Below are 24,451 nucleotides of genomic sequence, written 5' to 3' on the forward strand. Positions count from 1 at the left end.
GCCCTCCTGGCCCGCGCAGGAGCGGCCAGGCGGACCCCGAAGTCCCACGGGGTGGTCCGGTGGCCGACCCGCGGCGGGTTGAACACGCCGTGCCCCGTACACTCGCTAACCGTTTATACACACGGGGAAGGGACACGGCAGTGAGCCAGCATGACCACATCCGGTACACCTGGGGCGATGCGCCGATCTACGACAGGCTCGTCCGGGAACGCGGCGACGTCCCCACCGAGGTGAACACCGAAGCCGCTCGCATCATGAGGGAGGCGGATCGGAGCGTCGACTTCGGTCCGCGGCTGCCATACACGGCACTCTGAATCGGGCCCTCAGGACCTCCGGCTTTCGCTCTCCGCCATGGCCATCGCCTCCGCGTCGGACTCCGCCACGGCAACGGCGAAGCCCAGCGCCTCGGTGATGTGCGCGGCCGCCGCCATCACTCGCGCCGTACCGATCACCGGAGCGATCGCCACCAGCACATCCTGCACCTGCTCCACCGTCAGATTCGCCTTGATCGCGGGATCGACATGCGCAAGGTAGGAGATCGCCGGAGCATCCATCGCCGCGAGCGCGGCAATGCGCGTGAGGATCAGCGGTGCTGCGTCCATCCCACAGTGCTCGATCGAATCCATCGTCATCGCCGCGAGCGTTTCGAGGACCGGAGCGTCGGACGAGGTAGCCATCACAGGTACCCACCTTCCGTGCTGGGCAAGGCACACGGCAACCGGCAGCGACACAGGGAACCGCGCACCAGCCTTCCCCCTGAATTGTCCTTTCACCGTAGAGGCCGACCCGGCCGCCCGCACGCTGACCAGATACCGCCCCGGCGGGTCGGGCCGTGAGGCTCAGGCATCGGACCGCAGCGTGGGCATGGGGTCAGAGGCTGTTGTCACCGCTCACCGCTCACCGCTCACCGCTCACCGCTCACCGCTCACCGCTCATCGTGCGGAGGCGGTGGGATCCGAGCCCACGGTGGCGTCGCTGCCACGACGGGTTTCATGACCGTCCGCCGGACGCGGCCTGCCGGCGCAGGCCCCACGCCCTGAACCGGCCGCTCACGAAGATGCCGACGCCTGCGGACAGCGCGAGCAGCAAAATGGAAGCCCCGCCGTCCAAGGTCACGTGGCGCCCTGGGGCTGCCGATGACCCCAGAGCGGCGACGGCGCCCGTGAAAGTCACGGCCGCCGCGGCGAGGCAGATCGCCATTTCAGCCCACCACATCGCCTGCGTCGGTCGAGTCGTCATGGCGTAGTTGTACCTCACGCCTCCCTGCCGTGTGCGGCGAGGTACAGCAACATGGTGGAGGCGGGCTTCGCCGGTATCAATGGGCGGTTTCGTGGGCCGTCCGCTCTGTCCGGGCGTACTCGCCGACCAGGGCGTCCGCCATGTCGGTCACCGAGAAGCGCGCCGTCGCCGTCCGGCGCGCGGCCTGTGCCAGACGGCGGCGCCGGCTTTCGGGCAGTGCGGTGAGTCGGCGCAGGCCGTGGGCCAGTCCGGCCGAGGAAGCGGTGTCCATGAGCATTCCGTTGACGCCGTCGGAGAGGTAGTGGCCCACTCCCCCGCGGCGCGGGGCTGCTGCGGGAAGTCCGGCTTCCATGGCCTCGAGGATGGCGATGCCGAACTCCTCCTTGCGGCTGGGGCACACGTACCAGGCGCGGACTCCTCCGGTCGGATCGGCGAGAGCTCGCTCCAGGCGGCGCACCTGGTCGTTGGGCATGGCGGGCAGGAGAGCCAGACGGCGTGCCGCCGCGGGCTGGTTTTGTACGAGTTCGCGCAAGGTGGTGCGTATCCGGTGCTCGGTCGGGGTGGGCTGGTCGGTGCTGCCGCCCACCATTATCAGCGTGGTCCGGCGCCAGAGCCCGGTGGCGAGCCAGGTCCGCAGCAGCAAGTCCTGTTGCTTCATGGGGTGCAGGCGGCCCACACAGAGCAGGAGGGGCAGCTCGCGGTCCCGCACGGCCAGGGCGTCGTCCCGTCCACCGTCGCTGAACAGGTCGCCCAGCATCGCCGTCCGCAGAGTCGACTCGTTCACGGCCGGGACGTAGGGGGCGATTCCCTCGGGCGGCGCGGCCGGGCCCGCGACGCCGTAGCGGGCGCCTAGGACGGGAAAGTACCTGACCAGCTCACGGGTGCCCTCGCGGCCGGGGATGCCGATCACGGTGTCGGCGTGCTCGACGAGGCGGTCGGCGAGGAAGACCCGGTGCAGATCGTGCCGGAGGCGTTCGCCCGCCTCCGGATCGGAGCGGCCGGCCCCGGAGTATCTGGCCGCGATCTCCCGGTGGGGATCCGGCGTCGCGGTGAAGACGAGGCGTGTGCCGGTACGCCGGGCCGCCTGGGCGAGAGCCAGGCTGCCGTCGTCCGCGTACCGCAGGTGCAGCACGTCCACCGGTCGCGGCAGGGCCCGCAGCAGTCGCGTGGCCCACCACGCGAGCGCCGCGCGGTGCTCGTGCATCCGGTGCTGCTGGGGCGCGGCCGGTGCGTCGACCGGCAGGTGCAGTACGTGGTGTCCTGGTCGGCGTTGACGCAGGAGGCGGGGGTCGGACACGAGTTCCTTGTGCCCGGCAGGCACTACGGTGATGACGGTCGCCACGTCCTGGTGCGCCGCGATGTGGTCGCCGAGGCCGCCCAGCAGGACGGACAGCCCGCCGCTCTGGCCCTGGCCCGGGGTGTCGAGTCCACCGACGAGCATGGCCTGAGCGATCACGAGGCCCGCCCGGGCCGGTTCTTCCCCGCTCGCGGGGAAGTGGGGGCTGAGGAGGAGGTGCTCGTAGGAGTCGGCTGCTGCCCCGCGATCGGGAAGGTGTGCCGCCCCCTCGGGGTGCCGGTGCAGGTAGCGCCATGCGGCGTGCCGCACGGCGCGGTCCCCCGCCGCGGCCAGGGCCGCCGCGTCGGCCGCGGTGACCGGGCGCAGTCCGGTCGACTCGGCAAGATCGAGCAGCAGGGCCGTGCGTGTGGCGTCCGACGAGTACGCCCGCAGCTCGCGGTGCAGGGCCTCCTCGGCCCATGCCGTTCCGTACCGCTGCACGGTCTGCGGCCACATCTCCGTGAGGACTGCGGTCGTCCGGGGGCCGCCGTGGGCCTGGGTCAGCAACGCGTCGGGGGTGAGGGGGACGGCGAGCCGGCATGCCTGCCGCAGGGCCGCGGTGGTGACGTCCTCGCGGCTGAGTCGCGGCTGCCGGTCCGACGGCACGCTGCGGGGCCCGCACGAGTACTCGGCCTCCAGCAGACGGCCGAGGTCACCGGGTGCCGCTTCCTCACCGCTCTGCGGGAGCGCGGACGAGTGCGTGGCGCCGGCGCGGGGAGCTGCGTAGAACGCGTGGCGCGCGGCGATCAGCGGGTCCGCGTCCGCACAGCGCGTGGCGTCGTGCTGTGCGGGTGTGGCGGATACGGCTACGGCCACCGTCTCTCCTTGGCTGCTCGGGGGGGTTCGCGGATGGTTCGCCCGCGGCGCGTCGGGCGGATGCACCGGCCGGTCCGGCCGGTGTGTCGGACCGGTGCCTGGCGGGCGGGACCGGTGCCGAGCTCATGCGCTGCGGGCGGAACGCCGAAGGCGCATCCGTACGGGGGCGGGCCGGGGAAGCCGTGGTATGCCACGTATCGTCGTCGTCAGCCCGCCCTTCGCCTCTCATGCCGCCCCCCTGTCCGTCCTGGCGGCGGCACTCGGTGCGCGGGGTGCCGAGGTGTACTTCGCCTGCGCCCCCGCTTTCGAGGCGCTCGCGGTGCGTGCCGGCGTCGGCTTCGTGCCGCTGACCGTGACGCGCAACGCCAACACCGGTGTTGCGGAGGCGACCGAGCAGGCAGCGGACGAGGCCGCGCGGTTGGCCGAGTTCGTGCAGGCCACCGGGAAAGGCGCGGTCGAGGCGCTGGTCACCCAGGCGCGGCACCGGCAGGCGGACATGCTCGCCGACCCCGACGGGGTCCATGCGGCGCTGCGTGCTGTGGACGAGCGGCTGCGGCCCGACTGGTTCGTGGTCGACCAGCTGAGCTATCCGGTGACTCTTGCCTTGCACTGTCTGAGGCTGGCGTACGCGACGTTCTGCCCCGGCCACCCGACCTACGTGCTGTCGGGACCGGGCGCCTTGTTCGGCGTGCCCTACGACTGGCCGGACGTCCTGCGTCCGGAGCCGTCGCAGCTGGCCGGGCTCCGGTCGGTCGCTGAGACGAACGACCGGCTGTTCACGGAACTGTTCACCGCCTTCGTCAACGGCAGAGCGCCACAAGCGCCGGTCCCGCGCCGCGCGTTCGCTCTGACGTCACCCTCGGCGGTCGTGTACGCCTACCCGGAAGTGCCGTGGTTGCCGGCCCCGCCTCACGGCCCTGCGCATCTCTTCGCGGGACACATGACAGGCCCGGCTGAACCCCTGTCCGCGGAGTGGGCGCGGCAGATGGAGCTGCTGCGCGCCCGCTCCGAGAGGGTCGTGCTCGTCGCGCTGGGCACGTTCCTGTCGGCCCGCGACGACGTGCTGCGCGCCGTGGTGTCGGATGTGCTGGAGGGATGCGCTGACACGGCTGTCGTCGTCGCCGCCGGTGACCGTACGGGGGCGCTCGCCGACCTGGCCGGAGAGCGTGTCGTCGTGCGGCCCACGGTTCCGCAGCAGCGGTTGCTCGGGCATGTGGACGCGATGGTGCATCACGGTGGCGGCAACTCCTTCACCGAGTGCCTGCGCGCCGGGGTGCCCGCGCTGGTCCTGCCCCTGTCCAGCGACCAGTTCGCCATCGCGCGGGATGCGGAGCGGGCGGGCGTGGGGCTCGTACTGGACCCCAACGCGCTGGCGCGCGGTGACGTGGCGAGAGCGCTCGAGGCAATGGACGTGAACGTGCGGCCGCGTATGGCACGTTGGGCTCGTGAACTCGGCCGACGCGGACCCGGCTGGGCGGCCCGGCACCTACTGGCGACCATGCCGGGACGGGCGCCCGCTCCGTAGGACCGGGCGGATGCCAGTTGATCCGCCCTTGCCCACGCCAAGTTCCAGGTATCCGGTCTCAGACGTTGTGGCAGCTCACTGCGTGTGGCCTCTGGCCTTGAGTGTCACGAGCGCTCGCGCTTGGGGAACAGCGTGTAGCTCGCGGCGATCACCACGTTGATGCCGATCAGCCACAGCATCCGCGATTGCCAGGCGCGCAGCGGGCCGGTCCCGCCGTCGCCGCCGACGTACCAGACCGCCCCCTGCAACAGGGCCAGGGCGACCGCCGAGGCGAGGATCCAGCGGCCCGCGACCTTCCACTCGTGGACGGCGCGGGCCGTGCCGTACTTGGGGGGCCGCTCGGGCGGCGGGCCGTCGGCGAAGCGGTGGGCCACGCGGGCGTCCGCCCATTTGATCGTCGAGTGTCCGAGGCCGACGGTGAAGCCGATGTAGACGGCGGCGAGTCCGTGCCGCCAGTCGGGCTCGGCCCCGTTCTTCAGGTCGATCGCGGTGACCACGAACAGCACGACCTCCAGCAGCGGTTCACAGAGCAGCAGTGCAAGCCCGGTGCGGCGCATCCGCAGCGGGTAGCGGAAGGCCAGCCCCGCAGCCAGCAATACCCAGAAGGCCACCTCGCAGGCGGCGATGAGTCCGACGATCACGAACTGCTCCCTTCACTCCGCTTCCAGCCTCGCGCGGCCCCGCCCGCGGGCCGTCGTCGGTGACGATGAGTTCCGGGTAAGCGAAAGATGCAGTTCGGGACCCTTCCCGCGGCGCAGGCGCGGCGTTTGCGGGTCGTGTTGGATGGAGCCCATGGCCTTCACACTCCCCCGCCCCCACCGCGACGACTGGCGCATCGCCGTGGGCGGCCTTCTCGGCGGGGTGCTGCTGTGGATGCTCGGCATTCATCCGCGCACGCCCTCGGACGGCCTCGTGCTCTGGGACGCCTCATGGGCGCCGCTGGTGCCGCTCGCGGTGACCGCAGCCTGCGAGCCGCTGCGCCGCGCCGTGCCCCGCGCCGGTCTGCTGATCGGCACCGCCGCGCTGATCCTGGACACGGTGACCTGCGGCAGCATCGTCACCATCGTGCTGTACACCGATCTGGTGTACGCGGCCGTCCTGTACGGCACCCCGGCCTCAGCGCGCCGCATCCCCTGGATCACCGGCATGCTGACGGTCGTCGGCGGAGTCGTGCCGGCTGCGCTGTGGCGTGATCCGCAGGGCCTGCTGATCGGCGTGGGCATCGGTGTGGTGGCGTTCGCGCCCGCCGCCACCGGCTGGGTGGTCCGCAACCATCGCGACGCCGCGGAGGCCGCGCGGCTACGGGCCGAACAGACCGCGCTGCTGGCGGAGATGGACCGCGCCCAGGCGGTCACCGCCGAGCGGGCGCGGATGGCCCGGGAGCTGCACGACGTGATCGCCAACCACCTGTCCGCGATCGCCATCCACTCCACCGCCGCGCTCTCCCTCGACGACCCGGAGACCTCGAAGGACGCGCTGAACGTGGTCCGGGAGAACAGCGTGGACGGACTGGCGGAGATGCGGCGGCTCATCGGGATCCTGCGGGACAGGGACGGCGACCTCGAACCCGCCGCCACCCCCACCCTCGACAGCCTCGCGGGCCTCGTCGGCGGGGCCCGCGCCAACGGCCTGGACGTGACCCTGGACGCCGGACACGGCGTGGTGCCCGCGCCCGTGGAACTGGCCGCGTACCGGATCGTCCAGGAGTCCCTCACCAACGCTCTGAAGCACGCGGCGAAGGGGCGCGTCCACGTCGGCCTCCGGCAGCGAAGCGACACCTTGGACGTGCGCGTGACCAGCCCCTACCGGCCCGGCGACTCGCCCCGCGCACCCGGATCGGGCGCCGGTCTGACCGGGATGCGGGAGCGGGCGACGCTGCTCGGCGGCACCTTCGTGGCCGGGCCCGACGGCGGCGTGTGGACCGTGCACGCCGTCTTTCCACTGACTGAGGGAGAGCCCGCATGATCCGAGTTCTCGTCGCCGAGGACCAGGCCGCCGTCCGCGCCGGGCTCGTCCTGATCCTGCGCAGCGCGCCCGACATCGAGGTGGCCGGCGAGGCCGCGGACGGCGAGCGGGCGGTGGAACTCGCGCGTGAACTGCGCCCCGACCTGGTCCTGATGGACGTGTCGATGCCGCGCCTGGACGGGGTGGCGGCGACCCGGCGTATCACCGTCGAGGGACTCGCGGACGTACTGGTGCTGACCACGTTCGATCTCGACGAGTACGTCTTCGGGGCGTTGCAGGCGGGAGCGGCCGGGTTCCTGCTGAAGAACACCGAGGCCACGGACCTGCTGGCGGCGGTGCGGACGGTGGCGCGCGGGGAGGGGATCGTCGCCCCGGCCGTCACCCGGCGGCTGATCGCCGAGTTCGCCGCGAGGCCGGTGCGGGGGGCGAGCGGCGATCCCGCCGTGCTGGACGGGCTCACCCGACGCGAACGGGAGGTGCTGTCCTGTGTGGGTGAGGGCTTGTCCAACGCCGAGATCGCCCGCCGCCTGTCGATGGCGGAGGGCACCGTGAAGACGCACGTCAGCCGTCTGCTGGCGAAGCTCGGACTGCGCAGCCGGGTACAAGCTGCTGTGCTGGCACAGGAGTTGAGGATCTAGCCGCGCGTGCGACCACCTTGGCGGGAGGGGCGTGGCACGGTGCCGCGCCCCTGTGGGGTGGCGGCTCAGTCCGCGCGGCTGCCGGGGGACGACGCCCCCCCATGCCCGAGGCGGCTCCGGGAGCTTTACGGGGCACCCCTTAGGGCACGGTGAAGAGGACCTTGTCCTCGTCCGCGGCGGGGTCCGCCTGCTTGAGTCTGGCCCTGATGCTGGATCCGAGCTGGAGGTCCAGGCCGTTGGTCGAGACGACCTTGGCCAGCACGGCGGGGTCGGCCAGGAACACTTTGCCCTCGCGTGGCCTGCCCCGCTCCGCGTCGGTGTCGATGACCGCGGCGTCGAACACCTCGCCCACGCGGTCCTTGAGCACCGCGGCCTCGGCCAGGTCCAGGGTCTGCCGCTCCGCCAGGCCACTCTTCCCCCGTGCCGTGTCGCACGGGATGCAGGACAGGGCGTCGAGCACCCAGTTCGGCGGGGCCTTGTCCGCGCACGCCGTCACGCACAGCTCACCCGTGTACCGGTCGACCAGGCGCCGTAGCGGAGCCGTGCAATGGGTGTACGGGGCCGCGATCGCCGCGTGCATCGTGTACGCCGGCTTCTGGTTGTCGCGGAAGACGGTGTACTCCGCCTTGAGCATCGTGCTCGTGGCCTCGGTGAGGAAGGCCATGTGCTGCTGCTTCCGGGGATCGAGCTTGCGCACCAGCGTGGCGTACGAGATGCCGGGCCGCCAGACGATGCCGAGCGCCTTCGCGATGTCGTGCAGACGCTTGATCACGTTCTGATCGGCCTGCTCCTTCTGGGTCCGCAGGATGCCGGTACCCGTGTCGAGCATGATCTGGGCCGCGGACATCCCGGTCATGAGGGAGATCTGCCCGTTCCAGCCCTCGACCGGCAGCGTCGCCACGTAACGCAGCTGGAACGATCCGTCCTTGAGGGTGACCTCCTGGTTCGGCGGATTCACCGAGATGCCGCCGCGCGCGACTTCGACGGCCTCCCGCAGTTGGCCGATCTCACGCAGCAGGGCGAGGGACTCCTCCGCCGTGCCGTTCTCGATGGCCTGCTGGGCGCCGACGTAGTCGAGCTGGGCCCGGCTTCGGATCACGGCCCGGCTCACGGACGAGTCGGTCAGATTGCCGTCGGCGTCGAGATCGTGCTGCCACAACAGGGCGGGGCGGTCCTTGTTCGGCAGCAGGCTGGCCGCGCCCTCGGAGAGGACGGGCGGGTGCAGTGGCACCTTGAGGTCGGGGAAGTACAGCGTTTCGATCCTGTCGTGCGCCTCGATGTCCAGCGGGCTGCCCGGCCTGACGAAGGTCGCCACGTCAGCGATGGCGTAGTACACGCGGTAGCCGCCACCGGGCCGCCGCTCCAGGTGCATGGCCTGGTCGAGGTCCTTCGAGGTCGGCGCATCGATCGTGAAGAACGGCAGGTGGGTGGCGTCCTTCTCGGGCAAGCGCGCCTCACCCACGGCCTTGTCGGCCGCTTTGAGTACGCGCTTGGGGAAGCTCAGGGGGACCTTCAGCTCCGCGCGGAGTTCCTCCAGCGCGGTGCGCAGAGCGTCCTGGGCCTCGGCAGACATGTGCATCGGGCGGCGGTGCATGCCCCGAGCGTAGGGCGGCGTTCACGAACCGGCACGGCGAGCTGGGCCGGGCGGTGGAGGGGACCGGGGCCGAAGGTGAGCCGGCACGAGTGGTCACCGACCGGTGGATGACTGTCCTACCGCGGTCTGCGCGTCGGCAGCCGCGAGCACGGTGTCGGCCAGTTCCACGGCAGACCGTCCGCGGCCCGCGTCGATGCGCTCCAGGCCCAGCCTGTCGATTGCATCGATCATGAGTGTCTGGTAACGCTCGGTGCGCGCCAGGAACTTGTCCATCAGGAGCCGCTCCTCGTCCGTGGCGGCTTCGTAGCAGCCCCCCGCGTGAACGCGGGCGCGTAGTACGGAGTCGTCGGTGGTGAGCCATACGGCGGCGGTGCGCGGGACCCGTAGCCGCGCGACGCGGACGGGCCAGAGTGCCGACCCCTCCAGAACCAGGCCCGTCCTGCCGCGGTCCTCGGTCGCATGGGCTGTGATCAGCTCTTCGATGCGGGGCCACAGTCGGTCGTAGTGGCCGAGGACAGAGGTGATCAGTTCGTCCACCGTAAGTGATCCGTAGTGCTCGGCGACGTGCCTCGGCACCTGCCACTCCGGGGTTCTCCAGGGGCGGCCGGGGTGCCGGGCCAGCCGGTCAGTGCTCAGGCACTCGAACCCGAGCCGCTCCGCCACCACTTGGGCAACGGTCGACTTTCCGACGTTCGACGTCCCGCCGATCAGTATCACCCGTACGTCGCGCACGCCGAAGACTCTACTGATCCTTCGATGCCTGGGGAGGGTGTGGGGGTGCGGCGGCCGGAGCCACCGTGAGACCATCGGCGGTTTCCTCTGCTCCGCCCGGTGATCCGGACGAAACCGCCTGGACGGACGGCGGGACCCCGCTGTTGTCAGCGGGGTCCCGCGGCGGCGCCGGTTGCGGTCAGACGGGTACCGACCGGGATCGGGCGCCCGTGGGTTCGAGGCGGACGACGATGCCCTTCGACGTGGGCTGGTTGCTCACGTCGGCGACGCTGTCGAGCGGCACCAGGACGTTCGTCTCCGGGTAGTAGGCGGCGGCCGAACCCTTGGCCGCCGGGTAGGGCACGACCTCGAAGTTCTCGGCGCGGCGCTCGATGCCGTCCTCCCAGACGCTCACCAGGTCCACGCGATCGCCCTGTGCGAGGCCGAGTTCGGACAGGTCGGCCGGGTTGACCAGGATCACGTGGCGGCTGCCGTGGATGCCGCGGTAGCGGTCGTTGTTGGTGTACGGGACGGTGTTCCACTGGTCGTGCGAGCGCAAGGTCTGCAGCAGCAGGTGACCCTCGGGGGCTCGGGGGACCACCCGCTCGTTGGCGGTGAACCGGGCCTTGCCGGTCTCGGTCCTGAACACGCCCTCGTTGACCGGGTTGGGTAGCTGGAAGCCTCCTGGACGGGTCACCCGGGCGTTGAAGTCGTGGAAGCCCGGCACGATCCGGGAGATGCTGTCGCGGATGGTGTTGTAGTCGCCCTCGAACTTCGCCCAGGGGATGTCCTTCTCGCCGTCGACGCTCAGCCGGGCGAGCCGGCACAGGATGGCGACCTCGCTCAGCAGCACGCGCGAGGCCGGCTCGAGCCGTCCCCGGGAGGTGTGCACCTCGCTCATGGAGTTCTCGACGGTGACGAACTGCTCGCCGTCGGCCTGGACGTCACGCTCGGTGCGCCCAAGCGTCGGCAGGATCAGGGCGGTGTCGCCGCAGACGGTGTGCGAGCGGTTGAGCTTGGTGGAGATGTGGGCGGTCAGCCGGCACGATCGCATCGCCTTCTCGGTGACCTCGCTGTCGGGCGCCGCGCGCACGAAGTTCCCGGCCAGGGCGAGGAAGACCTTGACGCGGCCCTCAAGCATCGCCTTGATCGAGTTCACCGAGTCCAAACCGTGCGGGCGTGGCGGATCGAAGCCGAACTCCTCCTGAAGGGCGTCCAGGAAGCTGTCCGGCATCTGCTCCCAGATGCCCATGGTGCGGTCACCTTGGACGTTGCTGTGGCCGCGCACCGGGCAGGCGCCCGTGCCGGCGCGCCCCAGATTGCCCCGCAGCATCAGGAAGTTGACGATCTCCCGGATGGTGGGCACGCCGTGCTTGTGCTGGGTGATGCCCATCGCCCAGCACACGATGACGCGGTCGCTGCGCAGGACCTCGTCGCGGACCTTCTCGATCTCCTCGCGGGTCAGTCCGGTCGCCGCGCGCACGTCGTCCCAGTCGACGGTGCGGGCGTGCCGGGCGAACTCCTCGAAACCGGAGGTGTGGGCGTCGATGAAGTCGTGGTCCAGGACGGTGCCGGGACGCGCGTCCTCCGCCTCCAGCAACAGCCGGTTCAGTGCCTGGAACAGGGCGAGGTCCCCGCCCGGCTTGATGTGCAGGAAGCGGTCGGCGATCTGGGTGCCACGCCCCACGACCCCGCGCGGCTTCTGCGGGTTCTTGAAGCGCCGCAGCCCCGCCTCCGGCAACGGGTTCACCGCCACGATGCGGCCGCCGTTGCGCTTGGCCTCCTCCAGGGCGGAGAGCTGCCGCGGGTGGTTGCTGCCCGGGTTCTGCCCGACCAGGAAGATCAGGTCCGCGTGGTGGAGGTCGTCGAGGCTCACGGTGCCCTTGCCGACGCCGAGCGTCTCGTTCAGGGCGAAGCCGCTGGACTCGTGGCACATGTTGCTGCAGTCGGGCAGGTTGTTGGTGCCCAGGGCGCGGGCGAAGAGCTGGAAGACGAAGGCGGCCTCGTTGCTGGCCCGGCCGGAGGTGTAGAAGACCGCCTCGTCGGGCGAGTCAAGACCCTTGAGTTCCTGCGCGAGGACGCCCAGCGCGTCGTTCCAGCCGATGGGCTCGTAGTGGTCCGACCCGGGCCGTTTGATCATCGGCTCGGTGAGCCGGCCCTGCTGGTTGAGCCACATGTCGGAGCGGGCGGCCAGATCGGACACGCTGTGCTCGCGGAAGAAGTCGGCGGTGATCCGGCGCGTCGTGGCGTCGTCGTTGATGTGCTTGGCGCCGTTCTCGCAGTACTCATTGCGATGGCGCCGGCCCGGAGCGGGGTCCGCCCACGCGCAGCCGGGGCAGTCGACCCCGCCCACCTGGTTCATGGTGAGCAGGTCTACCCCGGTCTTGCGCGGCGAGGTCTGCTCCAGGGAGTACTCCAGCGCGTGCACGACGGCGGGAACCCCGGCCGCCCACTTCTTCGGCGGTGTCACGGAGAGGGAGGTCTCCGGCTCCTCACCGGGCGGGTTCTGCATCGTTTGGCCTTTCTCTTGCCGTGTGCGGTACGCGGGTCAGCCGACGGGCCACTGGGCGACACGGCTCCTGGGCGGTTCCGCGGTGTCGTGCTGAACCCGGCCGTTGCGGATGGTGCCGCGCCAGGCACCGCCCTCCTCACCGAGCCCTTCGATGAAGTGCTTGAAACTCACCAGTTCCCCGCGCACCAGTCGCGCGGTCAGCCCCACGACCCTGGACGAGCGCGTGAGGACCTTCGCGGCCCCCTGCGGTTCGAGGAGCATCCGGACCGTGATCGCGGTGCCACCGGACTCCGTCGGCCTGAACTCGATCTCGCCCTGGTGGGTGGGGTGCTGCTCCAGGCCACGCCAGGCCAGGTAGGCGTCAGGGTCCTGTTCCACGATCTCGACCGCGAAACGGTGACGCAGGGGGCCGTAGCCGATGGTCCACGCGGTGACGGTAGGCCTGATCTGCTCGACGTCGCGAACCACGGTCGAGAAGCGCGGGAACGTCTTGAACTGCGTCCACTGGTTGTAGGCCGTGCGGACCGGCACCGCGACCTCGACCGTCTCCTCGACGTGCCGTTCGCGCAGCGGACGGCGGCGTGCGACCCCGTCGCCGTCGGAGCGCATGTCCGGGGTGCTCGGCACGGCCTGCCCACCGTCGTCTTCGTGCGCCATCATGATCCTTCTTCCGGTGAGGGAGCCGGGCGTCGGAGACCCGGCCCTCCCCTTGTGGGGCAGGGCATGTCTTCCGGTTCCCCGATCCCGGGTTTCGAGTCACCCGATCGCGTAGGCGTCCCGGGGCGGCCCCGAGCGCGAGAAGGGGCCGGGCCCGGCTCGCAGGAGGGGCCCGCCCCGGTTCGCAGGAGGGGCGCCGAGCCGGGGCGTGGCAGGGGCGTTGGTCACGGGCTTCTCCAGGTGGCCGACGGTCACCTCCAGCTTCACCCCTGGCACGGCCGCCCGCCGCCCAGCGTGACCCGGCGGGTGGCCGGCGACCGCGCGGAAGCGGCTCATCGAACTACTTCCGCCCGCCGTCCTCGAGGAGATCGTCGCCGGGCAGCCGCGGCACGGTGAGAATCTGCGAGGCACCCCAGGTGTTGAGCAGGGGCAGAGCCGTATCGACAGGTGTTGAGCAGGGGCAGAGCCGTATCGACGGTGACGAGCAGGCCGTCGACGATCCCGCCGGTGACGCCGGCGGTCCTGGTTGCGAGGGGTTCTACGATCGCCCACTGAAGGGGCCGAAAGGATGACGCGAGCGCAAAACCTCCGCCGCCGACTCTCCCCGCCCCGGGCCTCGCGGGGCGCGGACTGCCGTGCGGCCTCCCACGCACTGGCGAGCTCGGCCAACAACTCGCCGAAATGCGCGCGTGAGACACCGGACAGGGCAGGATGGGAACAGACCGCACGGGCCCAGGTCAGCGTGACAATCACCCAACCCTTGGGGCCCTTTTCGTGTCACGGGCCGACCGGGTCACCCGCCATGTCCGCCGAGGTCGTACGCCGCTAGGCCTGGATCGCGTCTGCCGGGACCTCGAAGACGATCGCGAGCCCGTCGCCCTCGTTCCCCTGCTCGCCGACGCGCGTGAAACCGAAGCCCGCGATGGTGGCCAGGGAGGCGGTGTTGTCGGAGCCGATCCTGGCCCGCACGGTCCTGACACCGGGTTCGGCGGCGGCCCTGACGAGCAGCGCCCTCAGCATGGCGCGGGCATAGCCCTGGCGGCGATGTCCGGGCACGACGGTGTAGCCGACCTCGACCATGCCGGCCTCGTCCGGTGGCCCGTGGAACCCCGCGTCGCCGACAACGGCCCCGTCCGGCTCGGACACCGCAGCCCGCGTGATCCAGGTCGCGGCAGACGGATCCTTGGCGAGCTGGTCAGCGCGATAGCCGAAGATCCAGCGGGCCCGGTCGCAGACGAAGTATTCGTCAAGGGCGACCCCGGCCTCGGCGCTGCCACCGGCGAGGTCACCGTCGGCAAGCGCCCGCAGAGCCTTCGCGCTGAGCTCGACGAAACGGACGCGTTTGGAGATGGAGAGAGGTTCGTGATTCATCGCGGAGATGTTCGTCCGGGCACCGCAGGGCTGTCCATCGCTTTACGGCCTCGGCCGACTTAATGATCACCCGGTCGGTCCCTGACGTGAGCAGGGCCGCACGAATGCCGTGCCCGAACTCGGGCACTCCGCGCCACCGCTGGACGTCCTAGCGCCGGTTGATCCCCGGGAGGCGGACGTCGTAGAAGTTCAGCATCTGCACGGTGCGCGCCCGTGTCCGGTCTTTCATGTAGGGCCAGGCCGCCTCGGCGAGCCCTTCGGCGTTCAGGAGCTGTTCGAGCACCTCGAAGTATGCGGCGCCGCTGACATGCTCACTGGGGTGGGCGACGATGGTTTCCACGAAGTCCCAACAGCGGCCGAGCAGCTCAGTGTCAGGGCTGGCTCTCTTCAACTCGGGCATCAGCACGGGCGTGGTGAAGCACTCGGCCAGCAGCCGGTACAGCCGCACCCACAGTCTCTCGGTCAGCACGGCCGTTTCCGCGGGATGACCGTACGTCTCCGCAATGGAGTCGGCGGACTCCGGGATCATGCGCAGCAGCAACGAGGGGATATCCGCGACGGAGATCTCGGCCCGGCTCAAGTCGGCGGGTACGTCGTTCATGTCTTCCTGTCAGCCAAGGGTGGTCATGGGCGCGTGGCCCACCGTGCGAGGTGCGCACAGGGCGCCACCTGGCTGTACTCGATCAGCCACTCCGGATCAAGTGGGTGCCTCTGGGGCGTCCACGGGAACTCGATCATGATCCTCTCCCTGTCCGGCCCGGCCTCGCTGGTGTTGGGAGCGGCGTGCGCAGGCCGGGCTGTGTCCGCGTGCGGGCCGGTGCCGGGCATGGCCCGTGGCCTGGCTTGGCCGATACCCCGTAGCCCGGGCCAGGCCATGGAAGTCGGATCACCCGGCGCGCTGGGTTGTCTCTCCGGCCTGAGCGGGTACGGCGGGCAGGGAGACGGTGCAGGAGGCGCAGCGTCGGGCCTGGGCGGGTACGGGGCTGAGGCACTCGGGGCAGTCCCGTTTGGGGGCCTGGACGTCCTGGTGCGGGGCGAGGCGTTCGTGGAGCTTGTTGATCGGGAGCACGACCAGGAAGTACAGGGCGCTGGCGAGGAGGAGGAAGCTGATCGCCGCGTTGACGAAGGCGCCGTAGGGGAACTTGATGGCACCGACGGTGAAGGTCTTGCGGCTCATGTCGCCCGTGGCGCCGGTGGCCAGTCCGACGAGTGGTGTCAGGAAGGCGCTGACGAAGCCGTTCACCACGGCGGTGAACGCTGCTCCGATGACGATGCCGACGGCCAGGTCGACCACGTTGCCGCGCAGGATGAAGCTGCGGAAGCCCTTCACCTTCTCACTCCCAAGAGGAATTTGACGTCGATGAGCGGCACCGGAAGCGCGGTCAGGTCGCTCCCTTCACCACCACCTCGGATGCCCTGCCACCCCTCACCCATGCCGGCTGCGCCGCAGGTGCGCCATGACAACTGAACGTTGAGGTCAGCCGCGGGCGAATATCGGGCCGGCCGGCGCAGAGAGTGTCTGGTGAGCGTGGAGGCAGGGCGTGGCGGAAGTGGTTGCGGGAATGCGCATCCGGCGCAGGAGATCACGGGTGGTGCGCTTGTGCAGCGTGCTGCGCCAGGTCAGTCCCGGGTGGCGGGACCGTAGGTGTGACAGCGCGCGGGTGCCCAGGCCGGTGCTCTGGAAGCGCTCGTCGATGACGACGGCGGTGATGACACCCTGGGCGCAGTCCGTGCAGATCCGGTACCGGACCTGGCCGACGACCTGGCGGGTGTGCACGAGGAGCAGGCATTCGTCACCCGGGCCGGGGTCGTCCGGGATGTGTGTGGACAGGAATTCGATCGCCCGGTAGGCGAGAACGCGGCGGCGTAGGCGGCCAGCGCGCCGGCCTCGGTGTGAGTGTTTGACGCCGACGTGACCCGGTGGCGCTGTCTCGGCTGTGGAGGCCCGGCCGATGAGGCTGGTGCTGGTACGACGCGCGTGTAGTCCGTGCATGACGTCTCGTGTGCCCGAACAGTCGACGGCTACCCGTTCCAGCGGGCGGGGCACCCCTTACGGGTGCACCTCGGCTTCCAGAGTGCGGCCGGGCCCCTGGAGGCAGCGTCCCGGCTGCACGATGGTCGGGGCGCCTGTCGGGGACTTTCGTGAACGGCTCGTGAAGCAGCGCTCAGTACCGGTCTTCCGCAGAGCGAGCCCCTCCACCCCGGCCAGACGCCAACCGTGAAAAGCGCACTGGGTCGCGCTGCACGCGAAACACCGGGTGGTGGGATGTCCCCGGGGAGGGAAAGCGATGGTGGGTGAAGATGATGTTCCGTGTCCGTGGTACCGCCGCCAGGGCCAGTCGGCTCGCAATAGGACGCAAACGCCGCACGGCACTGCCCCGGACACCCACGTGACGCCGGACGCCGCCCGTGTCCGGCCCGAGCGCAGACAGGAGACCACACGTGACCGCCATACCCCAGGACCGCGACTGGACCCGTATGAACCGCGCCGACTTCGACGACTGCGCCCCGCTCGACCTGGTCGACGCGGACGTATGCCGACCGGTGCCCGCCGTGCCCGACGAGTGCGGGACCCAACCACTGTTCGGGAAAGACCCGGAGCCTGCGCGTCCCCGCCACCCCCACACGCCGCCCCCGGTACCGACCGACAACACCGACACCTTGTTCTGAAGCCAGCGCGTTTACGCCCGAAGGGTGCAGGCCGTAACCGACCCCGTCCCGCTCACCGACCGCCGGCACCGCGCAATTTCGAGTACGGCGGCTGATGGCATCACGCCTTCGCTCCGGCTGCCGGCCGGCCGGGCCAGCAGCCCCGCCCGGCACGCGGGAAGTGGCGGGAGAGCATCACAGAAGACGTTTCCTGCGGGGCAAGGTCCGCGGGTTCCTGCCCGAGAACCGCGGGTAGGCGCCGGGTGCGGTCGGAGTGGCCACAAACGCGGGCCAAGCGACACGCCCGGCGGTGCGAGGGCTGGTGCTGACTCTTAAGCTGCGGACATGACAGAGATCCGCAACCTGACTCCCCGTGACGCCTTCGAACTGCTGCAGGCTGGTAACCAGCGCTTCGTCGCCGGGACCCCTGAGCACCCGAACCAGGACGCCACCCGCCGCACCGAGACCGCACCGTCCCAGAAGCCCTTCGCCGTGCTGTTCGGATGCTCCGACTCCCGGCTGGCCGCCGAGATCATTTTCGACCGCGGCTTGGGCGACCTGTTCGTCGTCCGAACCGCCGGGCATGTCGCCGGTGCGGAGGTACTCGGATCCATCGAGTTCGGCGTGGATGTACTCAACGCGCCGCTGGTCGTCGTCCTCGGCCACGACTCGTGCGGCGCCGTCGCCGCAGCCTGCTCGGCCCTGGAGAGCGGACAGACGCCGGGCGGCTTCGTCCGGGACGTAGTCGAACGGGTGACCCCAAGCGTGCTGGCCGCCCGCGCCGCCGGACGCGAGACGGCCGATGAAATCCTGGCCGAGCACATCGAGCAGACCGTGGACCTCCTGCTGGAGCGCTCCCGCGTCCTGGCGGAGGCGGTGGCGGACGGCCGGACCGCCATCGTGGGGCTTTCCTACCGCCTGGCCGACGGCAGCGCCCACCCCGTCGCCACCCGCGGCCTCGATACGGCGGTGCCCACCGCACCATGACCGTCCGGGCCGTGGCCGCTCGTGCGGCCCAGTGCAGGACCCGCAGCACGGGAAACCGCTTGGCGAACGTCAGCCCACATGGGCCGAGTACGCCGAGCGGGCCGGGCTCTCCCGCGCCGAGCCCGGCATCGCATCGCCCTCGACGGCAGGGCCCAACGGCACCGCGTCGCGCGGCATGCTGATCAGCGACGACTGTACAACTGCGCCCCATCCGGCTCGCGATACGTCAGACGGGTTCCCGGGCAGTGCGGAGTGCTCTCTCGAATCGCTGCTGATCTCAAGGAGACCGGCGTCCCTGGCGGGTTGATCGCGAGGGGCTCAGCGCAGCCGTCGCGCACGCAGCACCAGGTCGTCGGTATGGTGCGCGCCGGCGCCGCCGTCGGGTGCCAGGCGTGGTCGCTGCTCGTTCACCTCGACCATCCAGTCGTCGGTGAGCAGGGCGGCGACCATCGAGGGCCAGACGTAGTCAGACGGGTCGAAGCCACTGTCGTGCGCCTGCTGGGTTTCCATGCCCGCGTGGTGGACGAGCAGCAGCACGCCGCCGGGCGCGACGGACGCGAGCAGCGCTCGCTCGGCCGCGGCGTCGGGGGTGCGCAGCAGGGCCGGATACTGCGCGGAGACCAGGTCGAAGGAGGCCGGCGGGAGCCCCGCTTCCGTCAGCGCGGCGTGTACCCAGTGAACGGCGACGCCTGCGTCCCGCGCATGCCCCGCCGCCCGCTCCAGCGCCACGCCCGAGACCTCGAGCGCGGTCACGTCCCAGCCCCCGCGCGCGAGCCAGACGGCGTCCGCGCCCTCACCGCAGCCGACGTCGAGCACCCGCCCGGGCGTGAGCCCGGCGACCTCGGCCACGAGCGCACCGTTGGGCCGGCCGCTCCACAGCTGTTGTCGGTCGGCGTATCGGCTGTCCCACTCCGCCCGCACCGCGGGGTCTCCGACGTATCCGTCGCCAGGCAAGAAAGTGTCAGACGCGGGCGATCCCGCTGCGATGTTGTCGGTCACGGGCCCAACGTCGCCCATCGTGGCCCGGTCACGCCACTCCTGTTGCCGCTCCGGCAAAACGGCGTCCAAGGCGGCAAACCGGCCTGGGCCTGATGGCGTGCGGTGTGCAGGGCCGGCCCGGCCGTTCTACCGGATACCCGACCCGTACGCCGGGGAAGGTTCACCGCCTGTCGACCGTCGGCCATGATCGTCATGGCGGACACATCCTGCACCGCACCGCCGCCGGTGACTCTGCTCCTACATGGGAAAGGTTCGCCGGACCACGAGGAGATCCGGCCCGCAATGAGCCGGCCCCGCCCCGACACCGGTGCTCCGCACCGCTCCCAGCTCGCCGACACCGAGATCCACACCGTCGCCGACGCCGTCACCCGCTGAACCCACGCCCACCTCCCGCTCCTGCGGACGGACGAGCGCCTCAGGCGGCGTGAAGGCATCGAGGATCACATGGGCGGCGCGTGCAGAGCCGACAGCCGCGGCCGGCTGGTGGCGATGACGCGCAGCCCGCGTCTCAGCTACGGGAGTGCAGTATGCGGCGCATGCGGTCGGCCCGCTCCAGAAGGTTCGTGCGGACGACCGGGACAGCCTGTGCCGCCAGGTCTTCGGCTCGTTCCACGAAGGTCAGGTCGATGCCGAACAGCGGGAAGAGGCTTCTGGTGAAGACCGTCGCCGGCATGCTTCCTCCGCGGTGGACGGTGGGCACGAGATCGAGGAAGGCTTCCGCGTGGGGCCTGAGCAAGTCGTCCTGACCGGCACTCCAGAACACCGTCGCCACCGAGTGGACTGAAGCGAGAGGCACCGCGCGGTCCGTCACCAGCGTCTGCCACACCGCCTTCTTCTCGGCCGCGTCCGGGATCGCAGCGCTGACCTGGAGCCTGCTGACCCATGCTTCGGGATCCGGGTCGCGGTCGAGCAGAGCGTGTGCCTCGGCTGCGGTTGCGTGCCCGAGCTGGGCCTTGCGGACCAGCGCTCGCCACTGCAGATCGATGTCCTCTCCGGCCTCGTTCTGGAGCCACGCGACCCCTTCCGGATCGGCCGTGGTGCGGGCGAAGCCACGCAACGCCGCCTTGCGGTGGGCACTCACGCCGGAGAGGCCGAGGCACGTCTCAGCCACTGCTCGCAGCAACTCGTCCCGCTCCGACCTCGGGCTCCACAGATCTGCGGCCTCGACAGCCAGGTTGAGATACGGCTCGATCACCGATGCGGACGTCTCGACGGCGAGCACTGCGGTCAGACACTGCACGGCTTCGGCGGCTGTCGCTTCGCCGTTCATCAGCATGTCCCAGACCGTGGTGACGGCGACACCGCGCGCAACCGCGGTGGGCAGCCGGGCGGCGTTGCGGAAGAACGCGTCCCTGGCCGTGGCTTCAGGTCTCGTCGAGGCGAAGGTCAGGTCTTCGTCATTGACCAGATACAGATCGGCTCCTGCCGGCAGGTCGATCCGGGTCCGCTCACCCGCTACCTCGACGTGGACGAGCGCCCCGCGCTCCAGGTGGTCCCCTGAACGCCCGTAGGCTCCGACGGCAAGGACATGCGGGCGCGGGCGGCCACCACCGGGCCCCTGAGCGAGCAGGGCGAACCCGTCCGGGGCGTGGCTGAGAGTCAGCCGGTCGGTGCCCGCCGTTTCCAGCCATCCCGCGCGCCACTGGTCCAGGTCGCGGCCGCTGGCGTCGGCGACCGCGTCGATCAGGTCCTGCAGCGTGGTGTTGCCCCAGGCGTGCGTGGCGAAGTAGTTGGTCAGGCCTTCGGAGAACTGAGCCTCGCCGACGTACGCCATCAGCTGCTTCAGGACGGACGCGCCCTTGGGGTAGGTGATGGCGTCGAACGTCGCTTCGGCCTCGGAGACGTCGCGGACCTGCTGGCGGATCGGGTGCGTCGTCGGTCCCTGGTCGACGAGATAGGCCTTGAGTTGCTCGCCGGCCAGGTGTGCCGTCCAGGCATCGGTGTACGACGTCACGCTCACGGCGGCCCAGTTGCTCGCGAACTCGGCGAAGGCCTCGTTCAGCCACAGGTCGTCCCACCAGCGCATCGTGACGATGTTGCCGAACCACATGTGCGCGAGTTCGTGCAGCAGGTACCTCGAGAAGATGTCCCACTCCGCTCTGGTGGGCGTGGTCCTGCGCAGGAACCAGTCCATCCAGGTGACGCAGCCGAAGTTCTCCATCGCGCCGGGGAACTCGGGCGTGAAGACCTGGTCGTACTTGTGCTGCGGAAACGGCATGCCGAATCTGCCGGCGAAGAACTCGAGCCCCTGGGTGGTCAGGGTGAACAGTTCGTCGGCATCCCGGTCCAGCACCGAGGCCAGCGACTGCCGGGCGAAGAGCCCGAGATCATGACCGGCTCCGGGACGACGCAGTTCGTAGTACGGACCCGCGTTGATCACCGTGTTGTACGTTGCCAGCGGCGGTGTCGGCGGGAAGGTCCAGCGTCGCACGGAACCGAGGTCCTCGACCTGCGGGTCACCGCTGTTGCTCAGCACCCGCCAGCCGGCTGGAGCGGTCACGGTGAACGCCCACGGCGCCTTGAGATCCGGCTGGTCGAAGCAGGCCCAGACGTAGCGGGCGTAGTCGGGAGTGAAGTCGGTGTAGACGTACGTCTCGCCGTCCGCGGGATCGACCGCCTTGTGCACGCCCTGGGCATCGGCCGAGCACTCCACCACGGAGACGACCTTGAGGACGTTGCGCTCCGCGAGATCGGGCAGCATGATCCGGCCCTCGACAGCCGACCGCAGCGGGGCCCCGTTGAGTGTGGCGCCTTCCACCGCCGCCGCACAGTCGACAAAGGTCTCGGCCCCGGAACTGCGACACGTAAAGGTGATCGTCGATTCGCACCGGACCCGCGAGCCTGTCAGCAGACCCGAAAGGTCGACGGCGACGTCATATCGCTCGACCGCCAGCAGACTCGCTCGCCGCTCGGCCTCAGCCTGAGTCAGGCTCCTGCCGCTCATCACTACCCCTCTCGAAGATTCGTTCATTCGTTGCTGACCACCCGCTGAGCAGCAAGAAGCCCCCGTGGGCCGGGAGTGTCCGTCACGTCGTTCCGGCGCTGCGCCGCGCCCGCTCCGAGTCTGCCTTGCCCCGCCCCCGCCGTCATGGGTCCGTCCGATCACTGGGTTCCGCGGGAGTGCGCCATGGCGTAAGGGCGGTTCGGCCGGCGTGAGCCAGTCCCAGCGGTTCGAGAGACTTACCGGCCCCGGGCGATCAGGACGTCGGCTTCGCGGCGCCAGTCGAGGGAGGAGTAGAGACGCTGGCCTTCCTCGCTGGCGATGAGAAGACCGGTACGGGCGCCCTGAGCCACGGCGGCCTCCGCCAGAGCGCTCATCACGGCGCGGCCGAGGCCACGTCGCCGGTGCGCCGCGTCCGTCTCGATACGATCGGCGATCGCGTCGGTGCCGACCACGGCGACGGTGCCGCGCGCCGCCACCTCTCCGGAGGAGTCGTGGAGGGAGACGACCGTGACTGGTCCCTTCGTGCGGACCTCGCGCGCGTACGGCGCGGCGGGCGCATGCTGCGGGTGCCCGATCAGATCGGTCGTCATGAACCACTCGGACCGGTGGAGCAACTCCAGTCCGGCGGCGCCCACGACTGCTTCGACGGCGCCTGGGCGCAGCGTAGGCACCGTGAGCCAGCTGGTCTGCCTCGCGGCGGCGACGGCTGCCGCCAACCGTGCCAACGATTCGGGCTCCTCGTCCGCACGCAGCGCGAACACCTCGACCTCGCGGCCCGGTTGGTCGCACTGGGACCGCAGGCCGTCCCCGACGGGCTCGGCCGCGGGCAGGGAGCGAGCCACGGTCCAGCCGTTCACCCAGCGTCGTATCAGCTCTGCATCGATCTTCTTCATCCGGCGAGTACAGCATGACCGCAACCGGCGGATGAGCGAATAACCGTTCGCCACCGTTCGCTCCCCAGGGCACGGCCGGTGCTGCCCGGGGCCCTGCCCTACCGGCTGTGACGCCGGTCCACGCCGGACACGTGGCGCCGCTCGCGCAGCGTCTCCAGAAGGCGGAGCCAGATCTCACTCGCGGTGGGGTAGCTCGGCACGACGTGCCAGAGCGTGGGCACGGGGACGCGGCCCACGATGGCGGTGGTCGCCGAGTGCACGAGCTCGGCGATGCCGGATCCGACGAACGTCGCCCCCACCACCACGTCCTCACCTCGGTCGACGACGAGCTTGGCCCGCCCGCGGTAACCCTCGCGCATGACGTACGTGCCGGCCAGCGCCGCGAGGTCGTACTCGACGGTCTCCACGTCCAGACCTGCCTCGCGCGCCTGTTGCTCGGTGGCACCGGCGCTGCCGACCTCCGGGGTGGTGAAGACGACCTGCGGTGCCCCGACGTGACCAGCCGTGGCGGACGGCAGGTCGGCGCGGCCGGCGGCGCGGGCCGCGATGGAGTCCCCGGCGATCCGCGCCTGATACTTGCCCATGTGCGTGAGGAGGGCGCGCCCGCACACATCCCCGATGGCGTAGAGCCATGTGCCGTCCGCCGCCCGTACGCACTGCTGGTCGTCGACGTCGAGGAAGCCGCCCGGGGGCAGCCCGACGGTTTCCAGACCGATGTCGTCGGTGTTCGGGGTGCGCCCGGCGGCGACGACGACCTCGTCCGCCGCGATGATCGTCCCGTCGTCCAGCGCCACGCTCACCTCACCTCCGTGCACCCGCCCCTCGCCCGTGTCACGGGTGTCGGACCGCTTCACCCGCGTCATGTTCTGCCCCAGGAGCAGACGGACGCCCGCGCCCCGCAGCTCCTCGGCCACGAGCGTCCCCGCGAACGGCTCGTTGCGGGCCAGCAGCCGCCCGCCGCGATGGACGACCGTGACCTCGGCCCCCAGGGCGTGCAGCCAGGTGGCCGCCTCGCAAGCCACCACGCCCCCACCGAGGATCACCACCCGGTTCGGCACTTCGCTCATCGTGGTCACATCCCGAGAGGTCCAGGGAAGCGCTGCGCGCAGCCCCGGTACGTCCGGTACGGCCGGACAGGAACCGGTGTCGACGACCACCGCTTGCCGGGCGGTCAGCGTTTTGGTCGAACCGTCGGGGCGGCTCACCACGACCAGGCGCTCACCGGCCAGGCGTCCATAGCCGCGCACCACGTCGATTCCGCTGTTCACGGCCCACTCCACCTGGGACGTGTCGTCCAGTCCGTTGATCACGCCGTCTCGTCGGGCGAACACTCCGGCGGGATCCAGCCGTGCCGAGACGCCGGGCAGGTGGGCGGCGGCGTCGACCACCTCGGCCGGCCGGAGCAGGGCCTTGCTGGGCATGCACGCCCAGTACGAGCATTCACCGCCGAGCAGGCGGTCCTCCACGAGCACCGAGGACAGGTCGGAGAACTGGCTTGCGTACTGTGCGGCGTTCTCACCCGCCGCGGCGCCGCCGAGGACGATCACGTCCCACTCCGACCGATCCGGGTCCACCGCTGCCGTCCTGGAGAACATTCGATCGTCCTTCCGCCGAG

General features: G+C 70.6%; 22 protein-coding genes. 6 read left to right on the forward strand and 16 right to left on the reverse strand.

The genetic code is table 11. The features are described 5' to 3' along the window. Positions 1 to 140: 140 nt before the first annotated feature. Positions 141 to 314 carry a hypothetical protein gene (locus tag ACZ7JA_RS12090; RefSeq protein ID WP_470808010.1) on the forward strand — a complete coding sequence of 58 codons (174 nt, stop codon included), beginning with the start codon at positions 141 to 143 and terminating at the stop codon, positions 312 to 314. 9 nt (positions 315 to 323) lie between these two features. On the opposite strand, the gene ACZ7JA_RS12095 is transcribed toward ACZ7JA_RS12090, so the two are convergent. The 3 genes from ACZ7JA_RS12095 to ACZ7JA_RS12105 form a co-directional block, all read right to left on the reverse strand. Continuing rightward, positions 324 to 677, reverse strand: coding sequence for a carboxymuconolactone decarboxylase (locus ACZ7JA_RS12095; RefSeq protein ID WP_351668498.1), 354 nt, complete (start codon positions 675 to 677; stop codon positions 324 to 326). Between the two features lie 313 nt (positions 678 to 990). Further along, positions 991 to 1,239 carry a hypothetical protein gene (locus ACZ7JA_RS12100; protein WP_470808011.1) on the reverse strand — a complete coding sequence of 83 codons (249 nt, stop codon included), beginning with the start codon at positions 1,237 to 1,239 and terminating at the stop codon, positions 991 to 993. Positions 1,240 to 1,315: 76 nt separating this feature from the next. Next, positions 1,316 to 3,391: a glycosyltransferase family 4 protein gene (locus ACZ7JA_RS12105; protein WP_470808012.1), complete on the reverse strand. Its 2,076-nt coding sequence runs from the start codon at positions 3,389 to 3,391 to the stop codon at positions 1,316 to 1,318. Between the two features lie 187 nt (positions 3,392 to 3,578). Here ACZ7JA_RS12105 and ACZ7JA_RS12110 point away from each other — a divergent pair, with 187 nt between their 5' ends. Beyond that, entirely contained in the window at positions 3,579 to 4,916 is a 1,338-nt protein-coding gene (locus ACZ7JA_RS12110; RefSeq protein WP_470808013.1) for a glycosyltransferase, read from the forward strand. A gap of 104 nt (positions 4,917 to 5,020) precedes the next feature. Here ACZ7JA_RS12110 and ACZ7JA_RS12115 read toward each other — a convergent pair whose 3' ends face one another. Then, positions 5,021 to 5,557: a hypothetical protein gene (locus ACZ7JA_RS12115; protein ID WP_389305477.1), complete on the reverse strand. Its 537-nt coding sequence runs from the start codon at positions 5,555 to 5,557 to the stop codon at positions 5,021 to 5,023. Between the two features lie 151 nt (positions 5,558 to 5,708). Here ACZ7JA_RS12115 and ACZ7JA_RS12120 point away from each other — a divergent pair, with 151 nt between their 5' ends. Continuing rightward, on the forward strand, positions 5,709 to 6,881 hold the full coding sequence (locus ACZ7JA_RS12120; protein WP_470808014.1) for a sensor histidine kinase: 1,173 nt from the start codon (positions 5,709 to 5,711) through the stop codon (positions 6,879 to 6,881). Then, on the forward strand, positions 6,878 to 7,519 hold the full coding sequence (locus ACZ7JA_RS12125) for a response regulator transcription factor (RefSeq protein WP_351668510.1): 642 nt from the start codon (positions 6,878 to 6,880) through the stop codon (positions 7,517 to 7,519). The genes ACZ7JA_RS12120 and ACZ7JA_RS12125 overlap by 4 nt, the downstream gene beginning before the upstream one ends. Before the next feature lie 139 nt (positions 7,520 to 7,658). Here the strand turns inward: ACZ7JA_RS12125 and ACZ7JA_RS12130 are convergent, their stop codons facing one another. From ACZ7JA_RS12130 to ACZ7JA_RS12165, 8 genes are all read right to left on the reverse strand, one after another. Beyond that, positions 7,659 to 9,113: an RNB domain-containing ribonuclease gene (locus ACZ7JA_RS12130; RefSeq protein ID WP_470808015.1), complete on the reverse strand. Its 1,455-nt coding sequence runs from the start codon at positions 9,111 to 9,113 to the stop codon at positions 7,659 to 7,661. A gap of 93 nt (positions 9,114 to 9,206) precedes the next feature. Further along, positions 9,207 to 9,830 carry an AAA family ATPase gene (locus ACZ7JA_RS12135; RefSeq protein ID WP_403680683.1) on the reverse strand — a complete coding sequence of 208 codons (624 nt, stop codon included), beginning with the start codon at positions 9,828 to 9,830 and terminating at the stop codon, positions 9,207 to 9,209. A 193-nt stretch (positions 9,831 to 10,023) separates the two neighbouring features. Beyond that, positions 10,024 to 12,336 carry an FdhF/YdeP family oxidoreductase gene (locus tag ACZ7JA_RS12140; protein ID WP_470808016.1) on the reverse strand — a complete coding sequence of 771 codons (2,313 nt, stop codon included), beginning with the start codon at positions 12,334 to 12,336 and terminating at the stop codon, positions 10,024 to 10,026. Between the two features lie 36 nt (positions 12,337 to 12,372). Next, on the reverse strand, positions 12,373 to 12,993 hold the full coding sequence (locus ACZ7JA_RS12145; RefSeq protein WP_389447761.1) for an SRPBCC family protein: 621 nt from the start codon (positions 12,991 to 12,993) through the stop codon (positions 12,373 to 12,375). An 825-nt stretch (positions 12,994 to 13,818) separates the two neighbouring features. Further along, a complete protein-coding gene (locus tag ACZ7JA_RS12150) occupies positions 13,819 to 14,364 on the reverse strand; it encodes a GNAT family N-acetyltransferase (RefSeq protein ID WP_470808017.1) in 546 nt (181 codons plus the stop codon). Positions 14,365 to 14,512: 148 nt separating this feature from the next. Beyond that, positions 14,513 to 14,965 (reverse strand): hypothetical protein, encoded by a 453-nt coding sequence (locus ACZ7JA_RS12155; protein WP_389447276.1) that lies wholly within the window; start codon positions 14,963 to 14,965, stop codon positions 14,513 to 14,515. A 285-nt stretch (positions 14,966 to 15,250) separates the two neighbouring features. Further along, on the reverse strand, positions 15,251 to 15,694 hold the full coding sequence (mscL, locus tag ACZ7JA_RS12160; protein ID WP_351668522.1) for a large conductance mechanosensitive channel protein MscL: 444 nt from the start codon (positions 15,692 to 15,694) through the stop codon (positions 15,251 to 15,253). A gap of 147 nt (positions 15,695 to 15,841) precedes the next feature. Next, complete coding sequence (locus tag ACZ7JA_RS12165) at positions 15,842 to 16,357, reverse strand: GNAT family N-acetyltransferase (protein ID WP_351668584.1); 516 nt, start codon at positions 16,355 to 16,357, stop codon at positions 15,842 to 15,844. A 449-nt stretch (positions 16,358 to 16,806) separates the two neighbouring features. Here ACZ7JA_RS12165 and ACZ7JA_RS12170 point away from each other — a divergent pair, with 449 nt between their 5' ends. Both ACZ7JA_RS12170 and ACZ7JA_RS12175 read left to right on the forward strand, forming a co-directional pair. Then, on the forward strand, positions 16,807 to 17,034 hold the full coding sequence (locus ACZ7JA_RS12170) for a hypothetical protein (protein ID WP_389305461.1): 228 nt from the start codon (positions 16,807 to 16,809) through the stop codon (positions 17,032 to 17,034). Positions 17,035 to 17,358: 324 nt separating this feature from the next. Further along, positions 17,359 to 18,000, forward strand: a complete 642-nt coding sequence (locus ACZ7JA_RS12175; protein WP_351668526.1) for a carbonic anhydrase — start codon at positions 17,359 to 17,361, stop codon at positions 17,998 to 18,000. A 318-nt stretch (positions 18,001 to 18,318) separates the two neighbouring features. Here the strand turns inward: ACZ7JA_RS12175 and ACZ7JA_RS12180 are convergent, their stop codons facing one another. From ACZ7JA_RS12180 to ACZ7JA_RS12195, 4 genes are all read right to left on the reverse strand, one after another. Continuing rightward, positions 18,319 to 18,999, reverse strand: a complete 681-nt coding sequence (locus tag ACZ7JA_RS12180) for a class I SAM-dependent methyltransferase (protein WP_351668528.1) — start codon at positions 18,997 to 18,999, stop codon at positions 18,319 to 18,321. 508 nt (positions 19,000 to 19,507) lie between these two features. After that, entirely contained in the window at positions 19,508 to 21,943 is a 2,436-nt protein-coding gene (gene pepN / locus ACZ7JA_RS12185) for an aminopeptidase N (RefSeq protein ID WP_470808018.1), read from the reverse strand. A gap of 236 nt (positions 21,944 to 22,179) precedes the next feature. Next, the gene (locus ACZ7JA_RS12190) at positions 22,180 to 22,836 is read right to left on the reverse strand and encodes a GNAT family N-acetyltransferase (protein ID WP_470808019.1); all 657 of its coding nucleotides are present in this window, start codon (positions 22,834 to 22,836) and stop codon (positions 22,180 to 22,182) included. A gap of 98 nt (positions 22,837 to 22,934) precedes the next feature. Continuing rightward, positions 22,935 to 24,431: a dihydrolipoyl dehydrogenase family protein gene (locus ACZ7JA_RS12195; protein WP_470808020.1), complete on the reverse strand. Its 1,497-nt coding sequence runs from the start codon at positions 24,429 to 24,431 to the stop codon at positions 22,935 to 22,937. Positions 24,432 to 24,451 lie beyond the last annotated feature (20 nt).

The sequence above is a fragment of the Streptomyces sp. NPDC038135 genome (genome assembly GCF_055601245.1).